Genomic DNA, 19,582 nt, shown 5'->3' with positions numbered 1-19,582 from the left:
CATCGACAAGGACACCGCTTCATGGCTGAAATCAGTCGCGCCACGCTGTTCGGCAAACTCAACGCACTCAGTTTTCGCTCCATCGAGAGCGGCACGGTATTTTGCAAGCTGCGCGGCAACCCGTGCGTCGAGCTCGAACACTGGCTTCATCAGATCCTGCAAGGGCAGGATTCGGATTTGCATCGCATCGTGCGCCACTTCGACGTCGATGCGGCGGCGCTAGCACGCGATCTGACGCTGGCGCTCGAACGCCTGCCGCGCAACGCCGCCGGCTCGATCGACCTGTCGAGCCAGGTCGAGGAAGCGGTCGAGCGTGGCTGGGTCTACGGCTCGCTGATGTTCGGCGCGACGCAGGTGCGCACGGGCCATTTGCTGATCGGCCTGCTGAAGACGCCGTCGCTGCGCCGCAGCTTGCTGGGCCTGTCGCGCCAGTTCGAGCGCGTCAAGCTCGACCGGCTCGTCGAAGCGTTCGATGCGCTGCTGACCGCTTCACCCGAAGCGAAGGACAGCGCGCAGCCCCTTGGCGGCGCCGTGCCCGGCGAGGCGAGCGGTGCCGTACCGCCGGCGCAGCTTGGACAGCAGGTGGCGTTGGCCCGTTACACCGTCGATCTCACCGCGCTGGCGCGCGAAGGCAAGCTCGATCCGATCGTGGGCCGCGACGATGAGATTCGTCAGGTATCCGAAATTTTGATGCGCCGACGGCAGAACAATCCGATCCTGACCGGCGAGGCTGGCGTCGGCAAGACGGCCGTGGTCGAGGGGTTAGCGCAGCGCATCGTCGCCGGCGACGTACCGCCCGGATTGCGTGACGTCGCGCTGCGCACGCTCGATGTCGGCTTGCTGCAAGCGGGCGCCAGCATGAAGGGCGAATTCGAGCAGCGCTTGCGACAGGTGATCGAAGAAGTGCAAGCGGCGCAACAGCCGGTCATTCTGTTCATCGACGAAGCTCACACGCTGGTCGGCGCAGGCGGCGCGGCAGGCACGGGCGACGCGGCCAATCTGCTCAAGCCCGCGCTCGCGCGCGGGACGTTGCGCACCATCGCCGCGACCACGTGGGCCGAGTACAAGAAGCACATCGAAAAAGATCCGGCGCTCACGCGACGCTTTCAACCGGTGGCGGTGGCCGAGCCCGACGAGGCGAAGGCGTTGCGCATGCTGCGCGGCCTCGTTCCCGCGATGGAATCGCATCATGGCGTCCAGGTGCTCGACGAGGCGCTGGAGGCGGCTGTCCGGCTCAGTCACCGCTATATCGCCGATCGGCAATTGCCCGACAAAGCCGTGAGTCTGCTCGATACGGTCTGTGCACGCGTCGCTGCCAGTCAGTATGCGACGCCGCCCGAGCTAGAGCGCGCACGCGCGGCGATCAACGCGCTGGAAGCGGAGCTGACATTGATCGAGCGCGAAGCCGTCGTGGGCATCGACAGGCAAGCGCGCGCCGCGCAAGTCAACGCGGATCTCGCTGCAGAGCGGACACGGCGCGAATCGCTCGAAGCGCGCTGGCAGAGCGCAAAGGAATTGGTGAGTGCGGGATTGGCTCACCGTGCCAAATTGCGCGAACTGAGCGAACAGGCGCCTGGAGACGAACGTACGGACGAGAGCGAGCGCGAGTCTCGGTTGTCGGAACTCGAGCGCTTGGAGCTCGAGCTGCACGAGTGCCAGGGCGAGGCCCCGCTCGTGCTCGCCAGTGTCGATCGACATGCCGTCACGGCCGTAGTGCAGGACTGGACCGGCATTCCGGTCGGGCGCATGGTCGGCAACGAAATCGACGGTCTGCTCCATCTGGCGGACAAGCTCGATGAACGCATCGTCGGGCAAGGCCATGCGACGCAGTCCATCGCGCGCCGCGTGCAGATCTCGCGGGCCGGGCTCGACCGGCCGGGGCGCCCGGTAGGCGTATTTCTTCTCGCCGGCCCGTCGGGCGTCGGCAAGACCGAGACGGCGCTGGCGCTGGCCGACACGCTCTATGGCGGCGAACAAAACCTCATCACGCTCAACATGAGCGAGTACCAAGAGCCGCACACGGTCTCGACGCTCAGAGGGGCGCCGCCGGGCTACGTCGGCTACGGCGAGGGCGGTGTGCTGACCGAAGCGGTGCGGCGCCGACCCTACAGCGTCGTGTTGTTCGACGAGGTGGAAAAGGCCCACGCCGATGTGCTCGAGGTCTTCTATCAGGTCTTCGACAAAGGCTGGATGGAGGACGGCGAAGGCCGCCTGATCGACTTCCGCAACACGCTGATCCTGCTGACGACGAATGCAGGCGCGGCGCTCACCGCTCGACTATGCGCCGATGAGAGCCAAGCTCCGGCGCCCGATGCGCTTGCAACCGCGCTGCGTGAACCCCTGCTGAGTGTTTTCCAGCCGGCGCTCATGGGGCGAATGACGGTGATTCCGTATTACCCGCTCGATGTCGACTCATTGACGACGATCGCCAAATCGCAACTCGAACGCTTGCGGCAGCGCATGCAGGACGAGCACGGCATCGCGCTCGGGTACGGCGATGACGTCGTGCAGGCGTTGATCGACCGGTGCGACGAGCCCGACAGCGGTGCACGGCACATCGATGCGGTGCTCACGCAGATGTTGTTGCCGCAAATCGGGCGGGTTCTTCTGCAGGCGCGCAAGACGGGGCAAGGAATCGAGCGATGCGACGTGGGTTTCGAGGCAGGCCGCTTTGTAGTGAGTTTGCCGCAGGAACGTGTTTAAGAGGCGCAGTTGCACGAGACGTGTGGCGCGACGTGCGATTGGTTCGTATTGGTGTGAGTTGAGTTAAGGAGAGAAAGGCTATGAACGAGAGAAAGGCTATGCCCGATTCGATCATGTCGCATCAGGAGTGGATCCGTGGAGTAGGTGGAGTCCATGCCGTCGAAAAGAACCAGCAACTGCTGGCGATCGACGAAGTTTTCTACGCGTACACGAGCAAGGTTGGTCTTCGGGACGGCAGGGGGCGGGCTCCGGTCGTCTACCGCTCCAATGCGATGCGCGACGACCGTAGCGAGAAGCAGTTGCTCGGGGCGCTTCATGATGCATTGGCCAAGTGGTATGCCTCCGCGCCGACCAAAGACGGCAAGACGTTGGAGTTGTACAAACAGACGTTGAAGGCGTACAACCCGAGCAATCCTGACTTGCCGCCTCTCAGCGCACTCGAAATGGAGCTTCAGCAGGCACGGCTGGGCGTTCTCTACTTGTTCTCCAATTTGAATGTGCGCGTTCTCTGCGCAGAGGAAGTCGCGGGCATCCTATTCAACTCAGTGAAATTGGCGCTGCTCGAGACGCACGACATCGAGGCGGTGGATGCGCCTTTTTTGCGCGCCGGTATGTCCTCAGCGGCAACCGAGTTCGTCAAGGATAAGATGAAAGAAGTGGCTACGACGGGGGGCGGCATCGCGGAGAAAGCGATTAGATCCAACGTGTTGTCTAAAGACGACGTTGAGTATTCTCGATTTGAAGCTGTGCTTCGTGCGGCAATTTATAAAATCTGGCGAACCGTGGTTAATTTCATGGAAGGGGCCAGGGATAAGTTCGTTAGCGTGATCGGTGGATATTGGGAGGATCCGAACGAGTTGATAGCTTTGGTGGTCGAAGTTTTAATGAACCAATACTTGCCAGCCATTATTCCGCTCTACGCGACGACCAAAGCGCTCATAAACGACATAGGCGGCTTGCTGCAGGATAGTGTCGATGCGCTCATTCAATACATCCAAAAGCGCTCGGTTGCGTTCTCGGAGTGGGGGGCATCCATTATCGATGGAGTCCATCGAGGGAATGCCTGGATGCTAGGAAATAAGATCGTCAAGACCATATCGGATTCCGTGTCGCTTGCGCTCATTGTTGCAGGTGGACCTGCGGGAAGCGCCGCGCGTAAGGTCAAGAATGTCGTCGTGGCCATGGCCATGGGTATCGCCAAGATCTGCTACCGAACATGGGAATGCCGCAGGCTGCAGGCATTTTGCAGGGAGGCGAAGCTGCGCTATACAAAGAGCGGACTTTCGTCGGGTCAGGTAAGCCAAGCCAATGCGGCGCTGTCGATAGATGTAAAGAGGTTCGACGAGTGGTTTTTTTCCTGTGCTCGATCGGTTCCGGCCATTGCCGCGCTGACGCTGTCGAGCCGCATCTGTGGCGGGAAATATGTCCAATTGCGGATGTCGGATGGCGGGCGAGATATCAGGGGGAGTGAATACGATAGAGGTTCAAGTTATATGAACTACTTGGCATCTATCGCTCAACGCTATATCAAACAAAGCGGCTTGAATCCGTCTTTCGGAAATGAGCAGCTTAACGCGATCATGAGTAGTTGGAATAGCGTCGTCGCGAAATTTAGCGTTCCGCCCGGCGGTTTTCAGATCAACCCGAAATTTGCCAAAACGGATGTCACCATCGGAACGCGGGAACTCGCGGGGTACCGCGCTCTGCGTTGACATTCGGCGTCGATATCCACGTTCGCTTTCAATCACCTTTTTGAGGAGAACCGACATGGCAGAACAAGTCGTGCTGGGCGCCGTTCTCTCGTGCACGTTCGGCGACGCACCAGCGACGCTGATCGTCGAGCCGGAAGCCCGGGTCATGGTGGAGGGCCGCCCGGCGGCGACCATGATGGACAGCAAGCCGCTCGTGAATATTCCGACCTTCGTCATGTGCAATTCGCTCGCCAATCCTGAGGTGGCGATAGCGACGGCGGCGGCGGCGGGCGTGCTGACGCCGATGCCCTGCGTCCCGTGCATCACTGATCCGTGGGTGCCCGCTGCGCCCACGGTGCTGATCGGCGGTCTCCCCGCACTCAACAACACGTCAATGTGCATCTGCGATTTCGGAGGCGAAATCTCGATCGATTTCGGCGGCGCCGTCCGAACGATGGTGCCGGAGTGACCGGCTATGCCGCGAACATCAATCACTTAAGCAACCAACTCGATTCCCATGCCAACGACAGCGACCCAAGACAATCGTGAAGCAGCCGTTACCAGCAAGCTTGGAAAGGACAAGCTGCTGTTTCGCGGCATGCGCGGCCGCGAGGAATTGGGTCGCCCGTTCGAATTCCAGCTGGAACTGCTGAGCGAGGATCCCAACATCGAGGCCAAGCAGCTGCTGGGCACGAGCATGTCGATCGAGTTGGCCGCGGCCAGCGGCAGCACCCGCGAGTTCAACGGCGTGGTCAGTCAGTTCAGCATCGTCGACTATCGGCCAGGTGACCGATTGACGTGCTACGAGGCGGTGGTTCGGCCGCGCCTCTGGTTGCTGACGCGCTCGTCGCACTGCCGCTTCTTCTACAACAAGACCGTACGCGACATCGTGAAGGCGCTGCTCGACGAGGGCAGTGTCGACTACGAGGACAAGTGCACGGCCACCTATCCGAAGCTCGATAACTGCGTGCAGTTTTGCGAAACCGACTTCGATTTCTTCAGCCGCTTGCTGGAGCGCGAGGGCATCTACTACTACTTCGTCCATCAAGGCGGCAAGGACATGCTCGTTCTCGCCGATTCCACCACCGCGTATGCGCCGATTCCCGAATATGGGTCGATATCGTTCAACCCGTTGCTGATGGGGCGCGCGCCGCTGACCGAGTGCGTTTACCGATGGAGATCGCATGCCGCAGTCGCAACGGCTACGAGTCAGTTGAATGCATTCGATTTCAGGAATGCCAAGAGCAGCGACGATCGGGGATTGATCGCGCGTGCAACCGTTCATGGCGGCAGTAGCGCTTACGCGACGGAAGACTATACGACCCGCTATACGACGGAAGAAGATGGCCGTCGTTATGCGCAGGCTCGCATCGACGCGCACCAGATGCAGGCTGCCTACGCCGAGGGCTGGTCGTCCGCTCGCGGCATTTGCCCGGGAGGGGTGTTCAAGCTGACGGGGCACCCGCGCAACGACCAGAACGGCGATTACCTCGTGATTGCAGCGACTTATGACGTGCAATCCGATTATTACCTGCCCGTCGAGAATGCGGGCAACCCGCCCCCCCCGGTGTTCGACTGTTCCTTTTCCGCGATTCCGAAAGCGAACACCTATCGCTCACGACCGCTGACGCCAAGGCCTCGGGCGGGACTGCAGACGGCGAGCGTGGTGGCGCCGGAAGGCGACGAGATCGAGACCGATCAATACGGCGAGATCAAGGTCCAGTTTCATTGGGAGCAGTTCAATCCGCCCGAGCAAAGCGAGCAGACGCAGCGATGCTGGGTGCGCGTGGGGCAGAACTGGGCCGGCAAGGGCTGGGGCACGATGTTCCTGCCGCGCGTCGGGCAAGAGGTCATCGTGGCGTTTCTCGACGATGACATCGACCATCCCATCGTCGTCGGCTGTGTCTACAACAGCACGAACGAGGCGCCCTACACGCTGCCTGCCAATGGCGCGGTGTCCACTATTCGCACGGCGTCGGTCGGCGAAGAGGAGAAGGATCGCAACGAGCTGCGCTTCAACGACAAGAACTTGCAGCTGCTCATGTACACCGGGGGCAGGTACGACAGCTACATCAAGAAGAACGGTTACACGTGGATCGGCGAGGACAAGCATCTGATCGTGCAGGGCAAGGAGCTCGTCAAAGTCGGCTCGCAGCATTTGACCGTGACTGAAAACCAGAACGTGAAGGTCGATGGCAGCGTTTCGCTCAAGGCCGGCATGAATATCTTGCATCAATCCCAAGCCGACTACGTCGTGAACAGCGAGGCAGTCCTGCATTTGAAAGCCGGTGCGGAAGCCGTCATCGAGGCCGGCGCGATGCTGACGTTGAAGTCGGGGGACAGCTTCATCACGCTCGATGCGGCCGGCGTGCAGATTTCGGGGCCGATCGTCGGCTTGAACAGCGGCGGCGCGGCCGGGTCGGCGCCGGGTGGCTCGCCCGAGGCGCCGAGCGAGCCTCAGAAAGCCGATGACGGATCGTCGGTGAAATGAAGCAAAGCACGGTGAATCGACTTCTCGACGCGGCGCTTGGCGGACGCGACGTGCTATCCGGCGCCCGCGTTCTGTCAGGCAATCCGGTGTTGAAGCGCAGCGAGCCAGTCCTGGCCGGCACCGATCCGCTCGATCTCGCGCTCGCTCGGCAACATCGGCCAGGCTCGACGCCGGCATCGCGCACGGCCTCGTCCGGCGATCATGGCGCGCCTGAGCGCGAGCGCTTTTGCTTGCCGACGCCGCCGACCGCGACGCAAGCGCCCGTTTCAAAGGAGGGCCGACTTGCCGAACGCTAGCTGCCGCATCGTCGTCGTGCTGCTGGCGCTCATCGCCCTCTCGTTGGCGAGCTGCGCCACCAGTCCGCCAAAGGCTCCACCGGCAACGCAGTTCACGTTGAATGCTTCGCCGAAGCTGAACCCGAACGTCGAGGGGCGTCCTTCGCCCGTCATCGTGCGCATCTATCAGCTTGCGGCACGCGACGACTTCGACCGGGCCGGCTTCTTCGACCTCTACGACCACGATAAGGACGTGCTCGGCGGCTCGGCATTGGCGCGCACCGACATTGCGATCCGTCCCGGCGAGCAGCTGCATTTCTCGCATCAGCTCGATCCGAAGACGCGCAATGTGGCTGTCATGGCCGCCTATCGAGACATCGAGGCGGCGCATTGGCGCGCGGTGGCCGACATCTCCGCGCCGGGCACACACGCGCTGTCCGTTGCGCTCGGCGCGTCGTCGGTCGCGATTTCGGATGACTACAAGGGTCCGCAGGCCGATTGGGGCGCGCTGAAGAAACTCGTGATGCCTGTGTGGCAGGCATTGGGCGGCGCGTCGGGCGTGCCGTCGACAGTGGCGATGCCGGAGATGCCGAAGGTGGAGATGCCGAAGGTGGAGATGCCGAAGGTGGAGATGCCGGAGGTGGAGATGCCGAAGGTGGAGATGCCGGAGGTGGAGATGCCAAAGGTGGAACTCCCAAAGGTGGAACTCCCAAAGGTGGAACTCCCGAAGGTGGAACTCCCAAAGGTGGATGCTCAATAGCAAAGACACGCAAGCAAAGAGGAAATATGCATTGGAACGATAAGGTGATCTGGTCGGAAGGCATGCTGCTGCAACAGCAGCATCTGCAGCAACACGACCGCTATTGGCACAACCTGCTCGAGGCGCGCTGCGGCACGCAGCTTCACTACGGGTGGGGCTTTTCGAAATTGACGCTCGACGAGCAACTGCTCGGGCTGGGCAAGGTCGCGCTGCTTGCCTGCGAAGGGGTGATGCCGGACGGCACGCCGTTCGCGATGCCGCTCGACTGCGATTTGCCGTTGCCGCTCGATATTCCCGAAGGCAAGCGCGACGCGCAGGTGGTGCTGGCCTTGCCGTTGCGGCGGCCCGGCATGCCTGAAGCGGCGGGCGACGAGGGCGAGAAGCGCGATGGCAGTCAGATCCGCTATCGCCGCACCGAGTGCGTCGTATTCGACAGCAACGCGTGGGGGAACGATAGCGTCGCGATGGAAGTGGCGCGCCTGAACTTCACCCTCGCGCTCGCCGAGGAGGTCAGCCAGGGCTACGCGACACTGGGCGTCGTGCGCGTCCTGGAACGCCGTGCCGACGATCGCGTCGTGCTGGACCCGACGTATTTGCCGCCATGCATCGATTATCGCGTCGCGCCGAGGCTGGCCGGCTTCGTCGAGGAGCTGGTCGGTCTGCTGCATCAGCGCGGCGAGGCATTGGCCACGCGGCTCGGACAACCGAATGCAAGCGGCGCGGCCGAGATTGCCGACTTTCTGCTGTTGCAACTGATCAATCGGGCCGACCCGCTGTTCGCGCATTTGGCGAAGGTGAGCGGCTTGCACCCCGAACGGTTGTACCGCGAACTGTTGCAATTGGCAGGCGAACTGGCGGGCTTCACGCGAAGCGGCAAGCGTTCGGTGCCGCCGCCGCTTTACCGTCACGACGCGTTGAAGGCGACGTTCCAGCCGCTCATCGACGATCTGCGCCATGCGCTCAGCATGGTCATGGACCCGCACGCGGTGGCCATTGGGCTAGAAGAGGGGCAATTCGGCTTGCGTGTCGGGCGCGTGCCCGACGCGAGCCTGTTCAAGGCGGCCGGATTCGTGCTCGCGGTCAAGGCCGACGTGCCGGCCGAGACGCTGTGGGCCAGCTTGCCGGCTCAGATCAAAATCGGTCCCGTCGAAAGGATTCACGATCTCGTGAACCTGCAATTGCCCGGCATCGGGTTGCGCGCGTTGCCGGTCGCGCCGCGGCAGCTGCCGTTTCATACCGGCTGCACCTATTTCGCGCTCGACGGCAGCGATGAGCTTTGGCCGCAACTGGCCGCGTCCGCGGGCATTGCGCTGCACGTCGCCGGCGACTTTCCCGGACTGGAGATGCAACTGTGGGCGATTCGCCAATGACCCAGACCGAGTCCGTCAATCCCGCGCGCGCGAGGCTCTTGGATGAACTGTCGGGCCGGCCGCTTCGCGCGCCTGCCACCGCGTTGCCGGACGGGGCGGCGCTCGCCGCATCGACGGAGCCGGCGCGGGAGCCGGTCATGCCGCCAGCCGAATCGGTCCCGCCGTCGCACGCCTCGCCGCTTGCTCGACACGACGATCTGACCAGCGATGCTTTCAACGAGCCGCTGTTTTCCATCGGCGCCAGCTTGGCGAATCCACTCGTCGGTGCCGCCCATCCGCTGCTCGAACTCGGGGCCGTGCTGCGGCAATCGCACACACCATTGCCGCTCGAAGAGTTGCGGGCGCGATTGGTCGCCATGGTCGACGCCTTCGTGGAGCGGTGCGTGCGCATCGACGTCGAGACGTTGGCGGCTGCTCGCTACGGTCTCTGCACGTTCCTCGACGAAGTCATCGCGGCGACGCCGTGGGGCGGTGGCGGGGCGTGGTCCAGCCGCAGCCTGCTGGTGACGTTTCACGGCGAGGCATCGGGGGGCGAGCGTTTTTTCACGATCCTGCATCGGTTGTCGCAGGATCCGACGGCCAACGTCGACGCGCTGGAGCTGTTCTATCTGATCCTCGCGCTCGGCATGGAAGGGCGCTATCGCCTCGTCGAAGGCGGCAGCGCCGAATTGGCGCGGTTGCGCGAGCGGTTGCGCCAGCTCATCCGGAGCACGCGCGGCGCGCACGAACGCGCGCTGTCGCCGCACTGGAAAGGCCGGATCGACCAGCGCCGTCCGCCCTGGCACGTGCGGCCGTTCTGGTGGGTACTGACGGGCTTGGTCGTGGCAACGCTCGTGCTCTTCGTGACACTCGACTACCGCTTGCGCGCGCAAGCGTCGCCGGTGATCGGCGCGTTGCAGCAGGTACGCCTCGCACAAGGGGCCGCTTCGCCCGAGCCTGCCTCTGCCGTCCCGTACGCACCGAAGCTCGTCGTCCTGCTTGCGCCGGAGATCGACCAGCAGTTGTTGCGCGTCGACGAAACGGCGGACCGTGCAGTCATCACCGTGAATAGCGACGGGCTGTTCGCATCGGGCAGCGCGCATGTCATACCTGCGCAGTTGCCGCTGATTCGCCGCATCGGCGACGTGTTGCGCGACGTGCCCGGGCGCGTGATCGTCGTCGGTCACACCGATAACCAACCGACGTCGCCGGGCAAGCCGTCCAACTGGCAGCTATCGCTGCAGCGAGCCGGGAGCGTCGTGGACCTGCTGCGCGACGAAGCGGGCGAGCCCGAACGATTTCTCGCGCAGGGACGCGGCGAGTCGGAGCCGGTGGCGCCCAACGACTCTGCGGCCGACCAGGCGCGCAATCGACGCGTCGTCATCACGGTACTCGCGCCGGGAGCTTCGATATGACGAAGGCGTTGGTTTTTCCCATTGCGTCGCGAAGGGGGCGACAGGCATGAGCAATCGCATGTTCAGGAGACCCACGTTCCGATCGTTCCTCATGGCGCTGGCTTTACTGCTTTGCGTGCCGTTCATCTGGTATCAGTCGCCGCGTCTTGCGATCGACGGCCGCTCGCCGTTCGCGACGCCGACCTCGCGCGCCTGGCTGATCGTCGTCGTGTTCGCGCTCTGGCTCGTGTATTGCGGCATTCGCTGGCTGGTGCGCAAGCTGTCGAAGATTCGGATTTCATGGCAACCGACCGAATCCGCATCGCAATCCGACGCGCTGGCTGATGAGGTGACCGCCCGGTCGCAGGAGGATCGGCGGCCGCCGGCAGTCGCTTCGCTCCACTTGCAGCACCGTTTTCAGACCGTGCTGCAAGTGCTGCGCAAGGGCGGGCCGTTTTGGCGGTTTGGCCGGCATAGTCTTTATCGATTGCCTTGGTATCTGCTGCTTGGTGATGAAGCGAGCGGCAAAACGGCGCTCATGCGTGAATCGGGCTTGAAGTTCTGGCATGGCGATGTGCTGCCGGCCGCGCGTGAAGCGGACGAGGCATGTCAATGGTGGCTCGCCAAGGAGGCGGTGCTGCTGGAGCCGAAAGGTGCAATCAGCCTGTCGCGCGAACGCGGCATGCCCTACCGCGCGGTTTGGGAGGATTTGTTGCGGCGCGTGAAGCGGGCGCGCCGCCGCTGCCCACTCAACGGCGTGATCGTCACCGTCGGCGCGAGGCTGTTGCTCGAGGGCGATGAAGCGGAACGCGCGGCATTCGCGCAAGCGCTGAGGGCGCGGATCAAGGACATGCATCTCGCGCTGGGCATCCGCATTCCGATCTACGTCGTCGTGACGCATTGCGACAGACTGGCCGGCTTTCGCGAGTTTTTCGACGATCTGGCCGGCGAGGAGCGGGCCCAGGTGTGGGGCATGACGTTCGATGACATCGACGCCGATCGAGTCGACGCTTGCCTGGCGACGTTCCCCGACGAATTCGACGCCCTCTCGCGCCAATTGCATGCACACGTCGTGGACCGGATTCAGCGCCACTTCGACGTGGAGGGGCGCGCGGCGATTTACGGCTTTTCCACACAATTCGATGCGCTGCGTGAACCGTTGACCCGGCTTCTCACGGAGGCCTGCGGCGCTTCGCCGTACGCGCGCAATGCGTTGATGCGCGGCGTGTACTTCACCAGCGCGGAGCAAGACGGCGTGACGCATGCGCGCAGTGCGAGCACCCTTGCCGCGTCGTTGCGTGCCTCGGCATCGTCTGGTCCGATGGCGGCAGGGAATGGGCGCGGCTATTTCATCACTCGCCTGTTGCGCGAAGTCGTGTTCCGGGAGTCGGGTTTGGCTCGCACGCGTTTCAGGTCGGAGGCGCGTCGCGTCACGTCGCACCGCGTTGCGGTGGCGGCGCTCGCGGGCCTGGCCGTTGCGCTATGCGCGGCCCTGGCGATCAGTTACGACCGCAATCAAAAACTCATCGCTCAAACGGAGCAAGCGAGCGAAGCGCTGGCAAAACTCGCACAGGACGGCATTGGCGTCGACGATCCTCAGTCGATGCTGGCCTTGCTCGATGCCGCGCGCGATCTGCCCGCGGGTTATGGCGCACGCGATGCACGCGTGCCGTGGCTCTCTCGTGTGGGGCTCTATCAGGGCGATCGCTTGGGAGCGGTCGCGCAAGCACAATATGGGGCGTTCCTTCACGACACGGTGCAGCGCTGGCTCGTCGAGCGCATGGAGCAGCGTTTGCGCGACGGCAATCTCGATTCCGCGGAGCGCTACGATTTGCTGCGTCTTTATTTGATGTTGGCCGACAAGTCGCATTACGACGCCAACGCCGTTCTAGGCTGGGCGCAGCGCGATATCGGCGGTCTCGGGCTGACCGCCGCGCAGCAAGCGGATCTCATGGCACACGTACGCGCCCTGCTCGATGCCTCGACGTTTCGCGCCGATGCATCGTTGGACCCGTCACTCGTTCAACAAACCCGTGCGGCGTTGATGAACGATGCAGCCGCCAAGCGCTTGTTCGAGTCGATTCGCCCGCAGCTGGAAAAAGCGATGCCCGATCCGCTTTCCGTCTCGCAGATGGCAGGCGTCGATGCCCCGCTGGCGTTGCGCCGCAAGAGCGGACAACCATTGAGCGGCGGTGTGGCGGGCGCGTATACGTTGGCGGGGTATCGGCACTACGTCGAACTGCGCGAGGCGGCGCTCGCCGGTTCGAACGACGACGGCTGGGTGCTAGGCAAGCCCGAGGGCACGCAGGACGCGGACGGGCTGTCGGCACTCAGGGCGGGGCTGGACGACGTTTACTTCGATCACTACATTGCCGCGTGGGACGCCGTGATCGACGATATCGAGGTGCTGCCTCTGCCGAGATCGGGCGATGGTGCGTCCGGGATCGTAAAACTGCTTGCCGGACACGATTCGCCGTTGCGCTTGTTCCTGCTCGCCGCCGCGAAGCAAACGACGCTCGAGGGTGCGAATGCCGAGTCGACGAAAGACGTTGCCGTGCCAGCGGGGCGACTCGACAAAATCGTCAGCAAGGCGCGTGGCATGTTTCATCATCCGGCAGAGCGAACCCGAGCCCAAGCACCTGTGCCTGACGCGGTCGGGCCAACACCTGTAGACCGCCATTTCGACGCGTTGCATCGCCTGATCTCAAGTGCAGGCGATGGCGCGGCGGCGCCATTCGATCAAGTTCAAGGCGGACTCAAGGAACTCGCGGTGTTTCTGGACGCAGTGAGCGCGGCGCGCGAAGGCGGATTGCCGCCGCCTCCAGGCGACGCGCTCGACAAGTTCAAGCAGCTGGCGCAAGGGCAGCCTGCGCCGCTGGGCGGCATGCTGGGGAGTCTGTCGACGAATGGTCAGTCGGTCGCGCTGCACAGCGAGCGTGGGCGGTTGACCGATCTTTGGCGTGCGAACGTCGTGCCGTTTTGGCACGCGGCGCTCGACGGCCGCTATCCGCTCGACGCGCAGTCGAAAGTTGACGTGACGCTGGACGACTTCACGCATGTGTTCGGTCCGGGTGGGCTCGTGGATACGTTCTTCAAAACGAACTTGCAACAGTACGTCGATACGACGACCGAACCGTGGCAATGGCGCAGCAACGCCAAGATGCTGCATATGTCGCCCGATACGCTGACCGAGTTTCAACGCGCAGCGGCCATTCGCGATGCGTTTTTCGCGGACGGCGGCAAGGCGCCGTCGGTTCGGTTTCAGCTTGTGCCGCGTGCGATGGATGCGGCGATCACACGCTTTACGCTCAAGTTGAATGATCAGACGCTTCAGTATGCGCACGACCCGCAGCGCGCGGTGTCGTTTCAATGGCCGCGAACCGATGGTGCGCAAATCGCGCGCGTCGAATACGAGCCGGGGAGCAGCGACGGCCGTGGCGGTTTCAGTACGAGTGGGCCTTGGGCGCTCTTTCATATGTTGGATAAAGGCAAGCTCGCCGCGATCCAATCGGATCGCTTTGATCTGACTTTTGAGCTGGACAGGAAAAAAGTCGTCCTCGAGTTGGATGCGAGCAGCGTGGTCAATCCGTTTGCGTTGTCGGCGCTGACGCAAATTTGCTGTCCGGATCAGTTATAGATTGGCTATCCCTATTGAGGCTCATAGTATGTTTTACTTGAACTATTCTCCAGTTAACTTCTTTCCTTATGAGTTCAGATTGCGTGTCGAGATAGAAGGGGGGAAGGATTTCCGATGGCTCACCAGTTCGATGAATGGAATTCATCAATTGATCAAGGATGGGGCTTCCGGTGAGACGGTTCGGCGGGCGCTGGGGAAGTTGCCGGCGGGCAAAGCGGTGAAGTACGAGAAATCGATCAAGTACTTGATTTTTAACTATCCGGGAGTGGTCGACTCTTACCATGCGACCGGCGCGATGATTGGTCGCCCTGTTTCGGGGCGTGGCTTTAAAGATGTTTTTAATGAAAATAGGCTGAGCCGGCAGGTGCCGGATGGTGTCGGTGACATGGTTTACGGCCTTGCGCCCGCACGCTCCCTCGATATCTACGCAGGCAAGAGAGAGGGGGGCTCTCCATATTTCTATTGCGATGATTTTAATGGTGCAATAGGGGTTGCGACGAGAGGCGTCTTCAATTTTAATAAGGAAAATGGATGGGATTTGTCTGTCAAGCCAGGGGATATTGTAGAAAATATAAATAGGGCGGCTCTGGATGCGAAAAATTTGAGCGAATGGGGAATTTCGAGGGAGGCAATGGGGGCTTATGCGGGTCAGTTGGCGGCGGGGCGCTACAGCCCCGCTCGAAGTTTGAGTGACAAGCCCAATAAGCTATCTAGAGAGTTGCCCGAGCCACTTCCACGTGGTGGCCTGAATGGGCAGGATCCAAATCTATTGATGCATGCCCGTTACTCAAAGGCGATACGACGGGCGTGTAAGCATGGGATTGCAATGGTTGCCAGGTCGGAGCTCTTTCGCAGCCACGGTTGTCGCGTACATTTTATTTTGGACATGCTGGGTGACCTCGGAAATATTCCCATGAAACTTGCTCCCGAGCGAACTGGCGGGAATTACGTCCCGATTACCTACTCGGAGCTAAGTTTCTGTTTCCGCTATTGGCGGGATGTGCGTGAGTGCGTGAGGTTCTTTGTCGCTGGACAGGAGGTCAACGCGCCCTGGGAGAGTAACTGGCGGTTGATCGACGCAACAGGAAAGCCTGTGTTTGCTAACCAGGAGGCTTGGCGGCGGTATGCCTTATACCGGGAGATCTGTCGGCGGGGAGACGTTTTTCCCTATTGAAGCTCGAAACAAGAGGCTCAGGGCGATGTGTTCGGAAATTACGTGAAGATGTGTGGATCACTCATATCAGGAGGATCCCCAATATTCAATGGTCACCTCGCAGTGGCGATTGCCGACGAATCGCGTGAAGTAGATTGAGCGAGGATATGGATATGCGATTTCAATTTGCGACGCGAGCGAAGGCGAACGGGGCGGTGACGGCTTCTAAGTGGAGTCAGGCCGATTGGCTATCCGAAAAGGCACGCCGCCGTGGATTGCGCGACCCGTTCGGTATGGACGAGCGCGCTTGCTTCCAATTTTCTGCTGAATGGTTAGTCATGGCCAAGAAAGGACTGACGGAGATTTTCGGCTGTCATATGAGCACTCTGCAGGTTCACGACACGATGCAGTTCTTCAAGATCGAGCAGAAGAGGTTGGGTTCCAGGCATTCTGAGCAGATAGCGGACTATCTGCTGATGAATGGACTCAGGCCAGTGGGAGCGAAGCGATACGGTCGGCCCACTGCCGCGGAGCTCGCGCAGGAGGTAACTACCTACAGTGGTTCTGGGCTTGTCGAACCTCCGGCCCGTCTTGCCGAAAACCGCTCCGCAATCTGGCCACGCAGTCGCCGTGCACATCGGCAGCTGGTCCCGCGTGTTCGATCCCAACTACGGCATAGCGGCCTTCTCGAACTCCGACGACCTCTGCAAGTTCCTGATCGAGCTACTGAGTAGTTACCGTGACCTCTCCAATGCTTCAGAAATCTGGAGGTATTCGTAAGCGGCTAGTGTCGCGCCCCAGAAATAACGTTGCATAGACGCTCGATCTTGGCGAGGATGGAATCGGCGGTGGCGGCCCACACGATCCCGGCGCTACCGCGTCTCGGTTGCGCGCCAGCTCCCGGGAAACCGTCGACACGCTGCGTCCGGACAATCGCGCAATCGCCCGCGTGCTGCTGTGCCCTTGCCATGTTCGATCAAAGGTCGTCGCCGAACACGGCAGCGCGTGTACAGCGACGACGTGAAAACCTGCACGTGTTCGCGCTGTTCCGCACAAGTCGTAAGTTAAGACGAATCACTGGCCGCAGCGCGACCACGCTGCCTAGGGACTAACACCGATTTTAGTCCCACAAAAATCCAATTCCCCGCGAAAGCGACACCCGTCGCCCAGACCTTTCCGTCGATGACTACATTACGCAGAGCCTTTTCCCGCGCCGTCTTGCGCGAAAAACCGAGTGGTGAGAAGGTGCTGAAAACCCGCCGCCGCGTGGCGGGCTTCCCTATCCCCGACCGCTTGTTCGGGTAATCAAAGGTCAGTAATATCCGGCTACACCGGCCCTGCCGGCCCAAGATCTGGAGGAAACATGAAGCAAAACAGACTGCTGCGCGCCGCTCGCATGACCGCATTCGCAGCCGCAGCCGTAACGGTGTCGCTGGGCGCCGCGACGATGTCGCACGCCGCCGATATCCCCAACAAGACCCTCGTCTACTGCTCAGAAGGCAGCCCGGCCGGCTTCGATCCGGCCCAATACACGACGGGTACCGACTTCACCGCGAATACGTTCACCGTCTACAACCGCCTCGTCGAATTCGAGCGCGGCAGCACGAAGGTCGAACCGGCGCTGGCTGAGTCGTGGGATGTTTCCCCCGACGGCAAGACCTATACGTTCCACCTGCGCCACGGCGTGAAATTCCAGACGACCTCGTTCTTCAAGCCGACGCGCGAATTCAACGCGGACGACGTCGTGTTCACGTTCGAGCGCATGCTCGACCCGAACCAGCCGTTCCGCAAGGCCTACCCGGTGCAGTTCCCGTACTTCACCGACATGGGCCTCGACAAGCTGATCACGAAGGTCGAAAAGGTCGATCCGTACACTGTTCGCTTCACGCTGAAGGAAGTAAACGCTCCGTTCATCCAGAACATGGCGATGGAGTACGCGTCGATCCTTTCCGGCGAGTATGCGGACCAGCTGCTCAAGGCGGGCAAGGCATCGGACATCAACCAGAAGCCGGTCGGCACGGGCCCGTTCATCCTGCGCAGCTATACGAAGGATGCGACGATCCGCTACGACGGCAACCCCGACTACTGGAAGCCGGGCGCCGTGAAGATCTCGAAGCTGATCTTCTCGATCACGCCTGACGCCGGCGTGCGCGTGCAGAAACTGAAGCGCGACGAATGCCAGGTGATGAGCTATCCGCGTCCCGCCGACATCGCAACGCTGAAGGCCGATCCGAACCTCCTCACGCCGTCGCAAGCGGGCTTCAACCTCGGCTACCTGTCGTATAACGTCGAGCACAAGCCGCTCGACAAGGTCGAAGTGCGCGAGGCGCTCGACATGGCCATCAACAAGAAGGCCATCGTCGAATCGGTGTACCAGGGCGCCGGTCAATCGGCGACCAATCCGATGCCGCCGACGCAATGGTCGTACGACAAGAGCCTGAAGTCCGCCGCCTACGATCCGGCCAAAGCCAAGGACCTGCTCGCGAAGGCCGGCTTCCCGAACGGCTTCGAGATCACGCTGTGGGCGATGCCCGTGCAGCGCCCGTACAACCCGAACGCGAAGCTGATGTCGGAGATGATCCAGGCCGACTGGTCCAAGATCGGCGTCAAGGCGAAGATCGTCACGTATGAGTGGGGCGAATACATCAAGCGCGCGCACGCCGGCGAAGACGACACCATGCTGATCGGCTGGAGCGGCGACAATGGCGACCCGGACAACTGGCTCGGCACGTTGCTCGGCTGCGAAGCCATCAACGGCAACAACTTCTCGAAGTGGTGCTACAAGCCGTTCGACGATCTGATCCAGAAGGGCCGTACGACGAACGGCCAGGAAGCGCGCTCGAAGATCTACACTGAAGCTCAGCAGGTCTTTGCACAGCAGCTGCCGTTCTCGCCGATCGCGCACTCGACGATCTATCAGCCGACCAGCAAGAAGGTCGTCGACATGCGTATCGAGCCGCTCGGCTATGCGCGTTTTGATGGCGTCAGCATGAAGTAACGATCAAGCGGTACGTTTTCGGCAGCACCGGAACACCGCAGCAAGTCATCCGGCGACAGGGGCCTTGAGCCCCTCGTCGCCGGTCGCATTTTTCTTCCTCGAAGATATAGGGACGAACCATGTTCCGATTCGCTTTACGCCGCATCGGGATGGTGATACCGACGTTCATCGGCATCACGATCCTCGCATTCGCGCTGATTCACCTGATTCCGGGCGACCCCATCGAAGTGATGATGGGCGAGCGCGGCGTCGATCCCGCGATGCACGCGGCGGCGCTGCACCGGCTGGGCCTCGACGAGCCGCTGCCGATGCAGTACGTCCATTACGTCGGACGCGCGCTGCACGGCGACCTCGGTATGTCGATGATCACCAACACGAGCGTGATGGGCGAATTCCTCGCGCGCTTTCCGGCGACCGTCGAGCTGTCGTTCTGCGCGATGCTGTTCGCACTCCTGATCGGCCTGCCCGCGGGCGTGTTCGCCGCGCTCAAGCGCGGCTCGCTCGTCGACCACGGCGTCATGGGCACCGCGCTCACCGGCTACTCGATGCCGATCTTCTGGTGGGGCTTGATCCTCATCATGTTCTTCTCGGTGTCGCTGGGCTGGACCCCTGTGTCGGGCCGCATCGCCGTCGAATACGACATCCCGCACGTGACCGGCTTCATGCTGATCGACGCGCTGCTCGCGCCCGACGAGGGCTCGTTCAAGTCGGCGGTCAGCCACCTGATTCTGCCGGCCATCGTGCTCGGCACGATTCCGCTTGCCGTCGTCGCGCGCATGACGCGTTCGTCGATGCTCGAGGTGCTGCGCGAGGACTACATCCGCACCGCGCGCGCGAAAGGGCTGTCGCCGGTTCGCGTGATCGTCGTGCATGCGCTGCGCAATGCGTTGATTCCCGTCGTGACCGTGATCGGCCTGCAAGTGGGCACGCTGCTCGCGGGCGCGGTGCTGACCGAGACGCTGTTCTCGTGGCCCGGCATCGGCAAGTGGCTCATCGATGCGATCAGCCGCCGCGACTATCCGGTGGTGCAAGGCGGCATCCTGATGATCGCCACGCTCGTGATCGTCGTGAACCTGTGCGTCGATCTGCTCTACGGCGTGTTGAATCCGCGCATTCGCCATACGCGCTAAA

Annotated in this window: 14 protein-coding genes; 13 read left to right on the top strand and 1 reads right to left on the bottom strand. The window is 62.0% G+C overall.

What is annotated here, in order from left to right:
- Window positions 1–21: 21 nt before the first annotated feature.
- The 11 genes from tssH (at window position 22) to D7S89_RS28280 (ending at window position 16,233) form a co-directional block, all read left to right on the top strand.
- On the top strand, window positions 22–2,703 hold the full coding sequence (gene tssH / locus D7S89_RS11565) for a type VI secretion system ATPase TssH (protein ID WP_121277785.1): 2,682 nt from the start codon (window positions 22–24) through the stop codon (window positions 2,701–2,703).
- Window positions 2,704–2,783: 80 nt separating this feature from the next.
- Entirely contained in the window at window positions 2,784–4,415 is a 1,632-nt protein-coding gene (locus D7S89_RS11560) for a hypothetical protein (protein WP_121277784.1), read from the top strand.
- A gap of 55 nt (window positions 4,416–4,470) precedes the next feature.
- On the top strand, window positions 4,471–4,863 hold the full coding sequence (locus D7S89_RS11555) for a DUF4280 domain-containing protein (protein ID WP_121277783.1): 393 nt from the start codon (window positions 4,471–4,473) through the stop codon (window positions 4,861–4,863).
- Window positions 4,864–4,911: 48 nt separating this feature from the next.
- Entirely contained in the window at window positions 4,912–6,885 is a 1,974-nt protein-coding gene (locus D7S89_RS11550) for a type VI secretion system Vgr family protein (RefSeq protein WP_121277782.1), read from the top strand.
- An 11-nt stretch (window positions 6,886–6,896) separates the two neighbouring features.
- Window positions 6,897–7,181: a hypothetical protein gene (locus D7S89_RS27410; RefSeq protein WP_220702138.1), complete on the top strand. Its 285-nt coding sequence runs from the start codon at window positions 6,897–6,899 to the stop codon at window positions 7,179–7,181.
- Between the two features lie 16 nt (window positions 7,182–7,197).
- Complete coding sequence (tssJ, locus tag D7S89_RS11545) at window positions 7,198–7,920, top strand: type VI secretion system lipoprotein TssJ (RefSeq protein WP_245982806.1); 723 nt, start codon at window positions 7,198–7,200, stop codon at window positions 7,918–7,920.
- A gap of 26 nt (window positions 7,921–7,946) precedes the next feature.
- Window positions 7,947–9,290, top strand: a complete 1,344-nt coding sequence (gene tssK, locus D7S89_RS11540) for a type VI secretion system baseplate subunit TssK (RefSeq protein WP_121277780.1) — start codon at window positions 7,947–7,949, stop codon at window positions 9,288–9,290.
- Complete coding sequence (icmH, locus tag D7S89_RS11535; protein WP_121277779.1) at window positions 9,287–10,684, top strand: type IVB secretion system protein IcmH/DotU; 1,398 nt, start codon at window positions 9,287–9,289, stop codon at window positions 10,682–10,684. Before tssK ends, icmH begins: the two co-directional genes overlap by 4 nt.
- A 58-nt stretch (window positions 10,685–10,742) precedes the next feature.
- Window positions 10,743–14,300, top strand: coding sequence for a type VI secretion system membrane subunit TssM (tssM, locus tag D7S89_RS11530; RefSeq protein ID WP_183085157.1), 3,558 nt, complete (start codon window positions 10,743–10,745; stop codon window positions 14,298–14,300).
- Between the two features lie 28 nt (window positions 14,301–14,328).
- Window positions 14,329–15,474 (top strand): hypothetical protein, encoded by a 1,146-nt coding sequence (locus D7S89_RS11525; protein WP_147426633.1) that lies wholly within the window; start codon window positions 14,329–14,331, stop codon window positions 15,472–15,474.
- A 537-nt stretch (window positions 15,475–16,011) separates the two neighbouring features.
- Entirely contained in the window at window positions 16,012–16,233 is a 222-nt protein-coding gene (locus D7S89_RS28280) for a YopT-type cysteine protease domain-containing protein (RefSeq protein ID WP_121277776.1), read from the top strand.
- On the opposite strand, the gene D7S89_RS28275 is transcribed toward D7S89_RS28280, so the two are convergent.
- Window positions 16,210–16,509, bottom strand: coding sequence for a helix-turn-helix domain-containing protein (locus D7S89_RS28275; RefSeq protein WP_121277775.1), 300 nt, complete (start codon window positions 16,507–16,509; stop codon window positions 16,210–16,212). The two genes, D7S89_RS28280 and D7S89_RS28275, sit on opposite strands and share 24 nt — an antisense overlap.
- A 307-nt stretch (window positions 16,510–16,816) precedes the next feature.
- On the opposite strand from D7S89_RS28275, the gene D7S89_RS11510 reads away from it, so the two are divergent.
- Both D7S89_RS11510 and D7S89_RS11505 read left to right on the top strand, forming a co-directional pair.
- Window positions 16,817–18,451 carry an ABC transporter substrate-binding protein gene (locus D7S89_RS11510; RefSeq protein ID WP_121277774.1) on the top strand — a complete coding sequence of 545 codons (1,635 nt, stop codon included), beginning with the start codon at window positions 16,817–16,819 and terminating at the stop codon, window positions 18,449–18,451.
- 119 nt (window positions 18,452–18,570) lie between these two features.
- Window positions 18,571–19,581 carry an ABC transporter permease subunit gene (locus D7S89_RS11505; protein WP_121277773.1) on the top strand — a complete coding sequence of 337 codons (1,011 nt, stop codon included), beginning with the start codon at window positions 18,571–18,573 and terminating at the stop codon, window positions 19,579–19,581.
- Window position 19,582 lies beyond the last annotated feature (1 nt).

The organism is Trinickia fusca (assembly GCF_003628145.1).
GTDB lineage: Bacteria > Pseudomonadota > Gammaproteobacteria > Burkholderiales > Burkholderiaceae > Trinickia > Trinickia fusca.
This window is presented reverse-complemented; position numbering and strand designations above follow the sequence as displayed.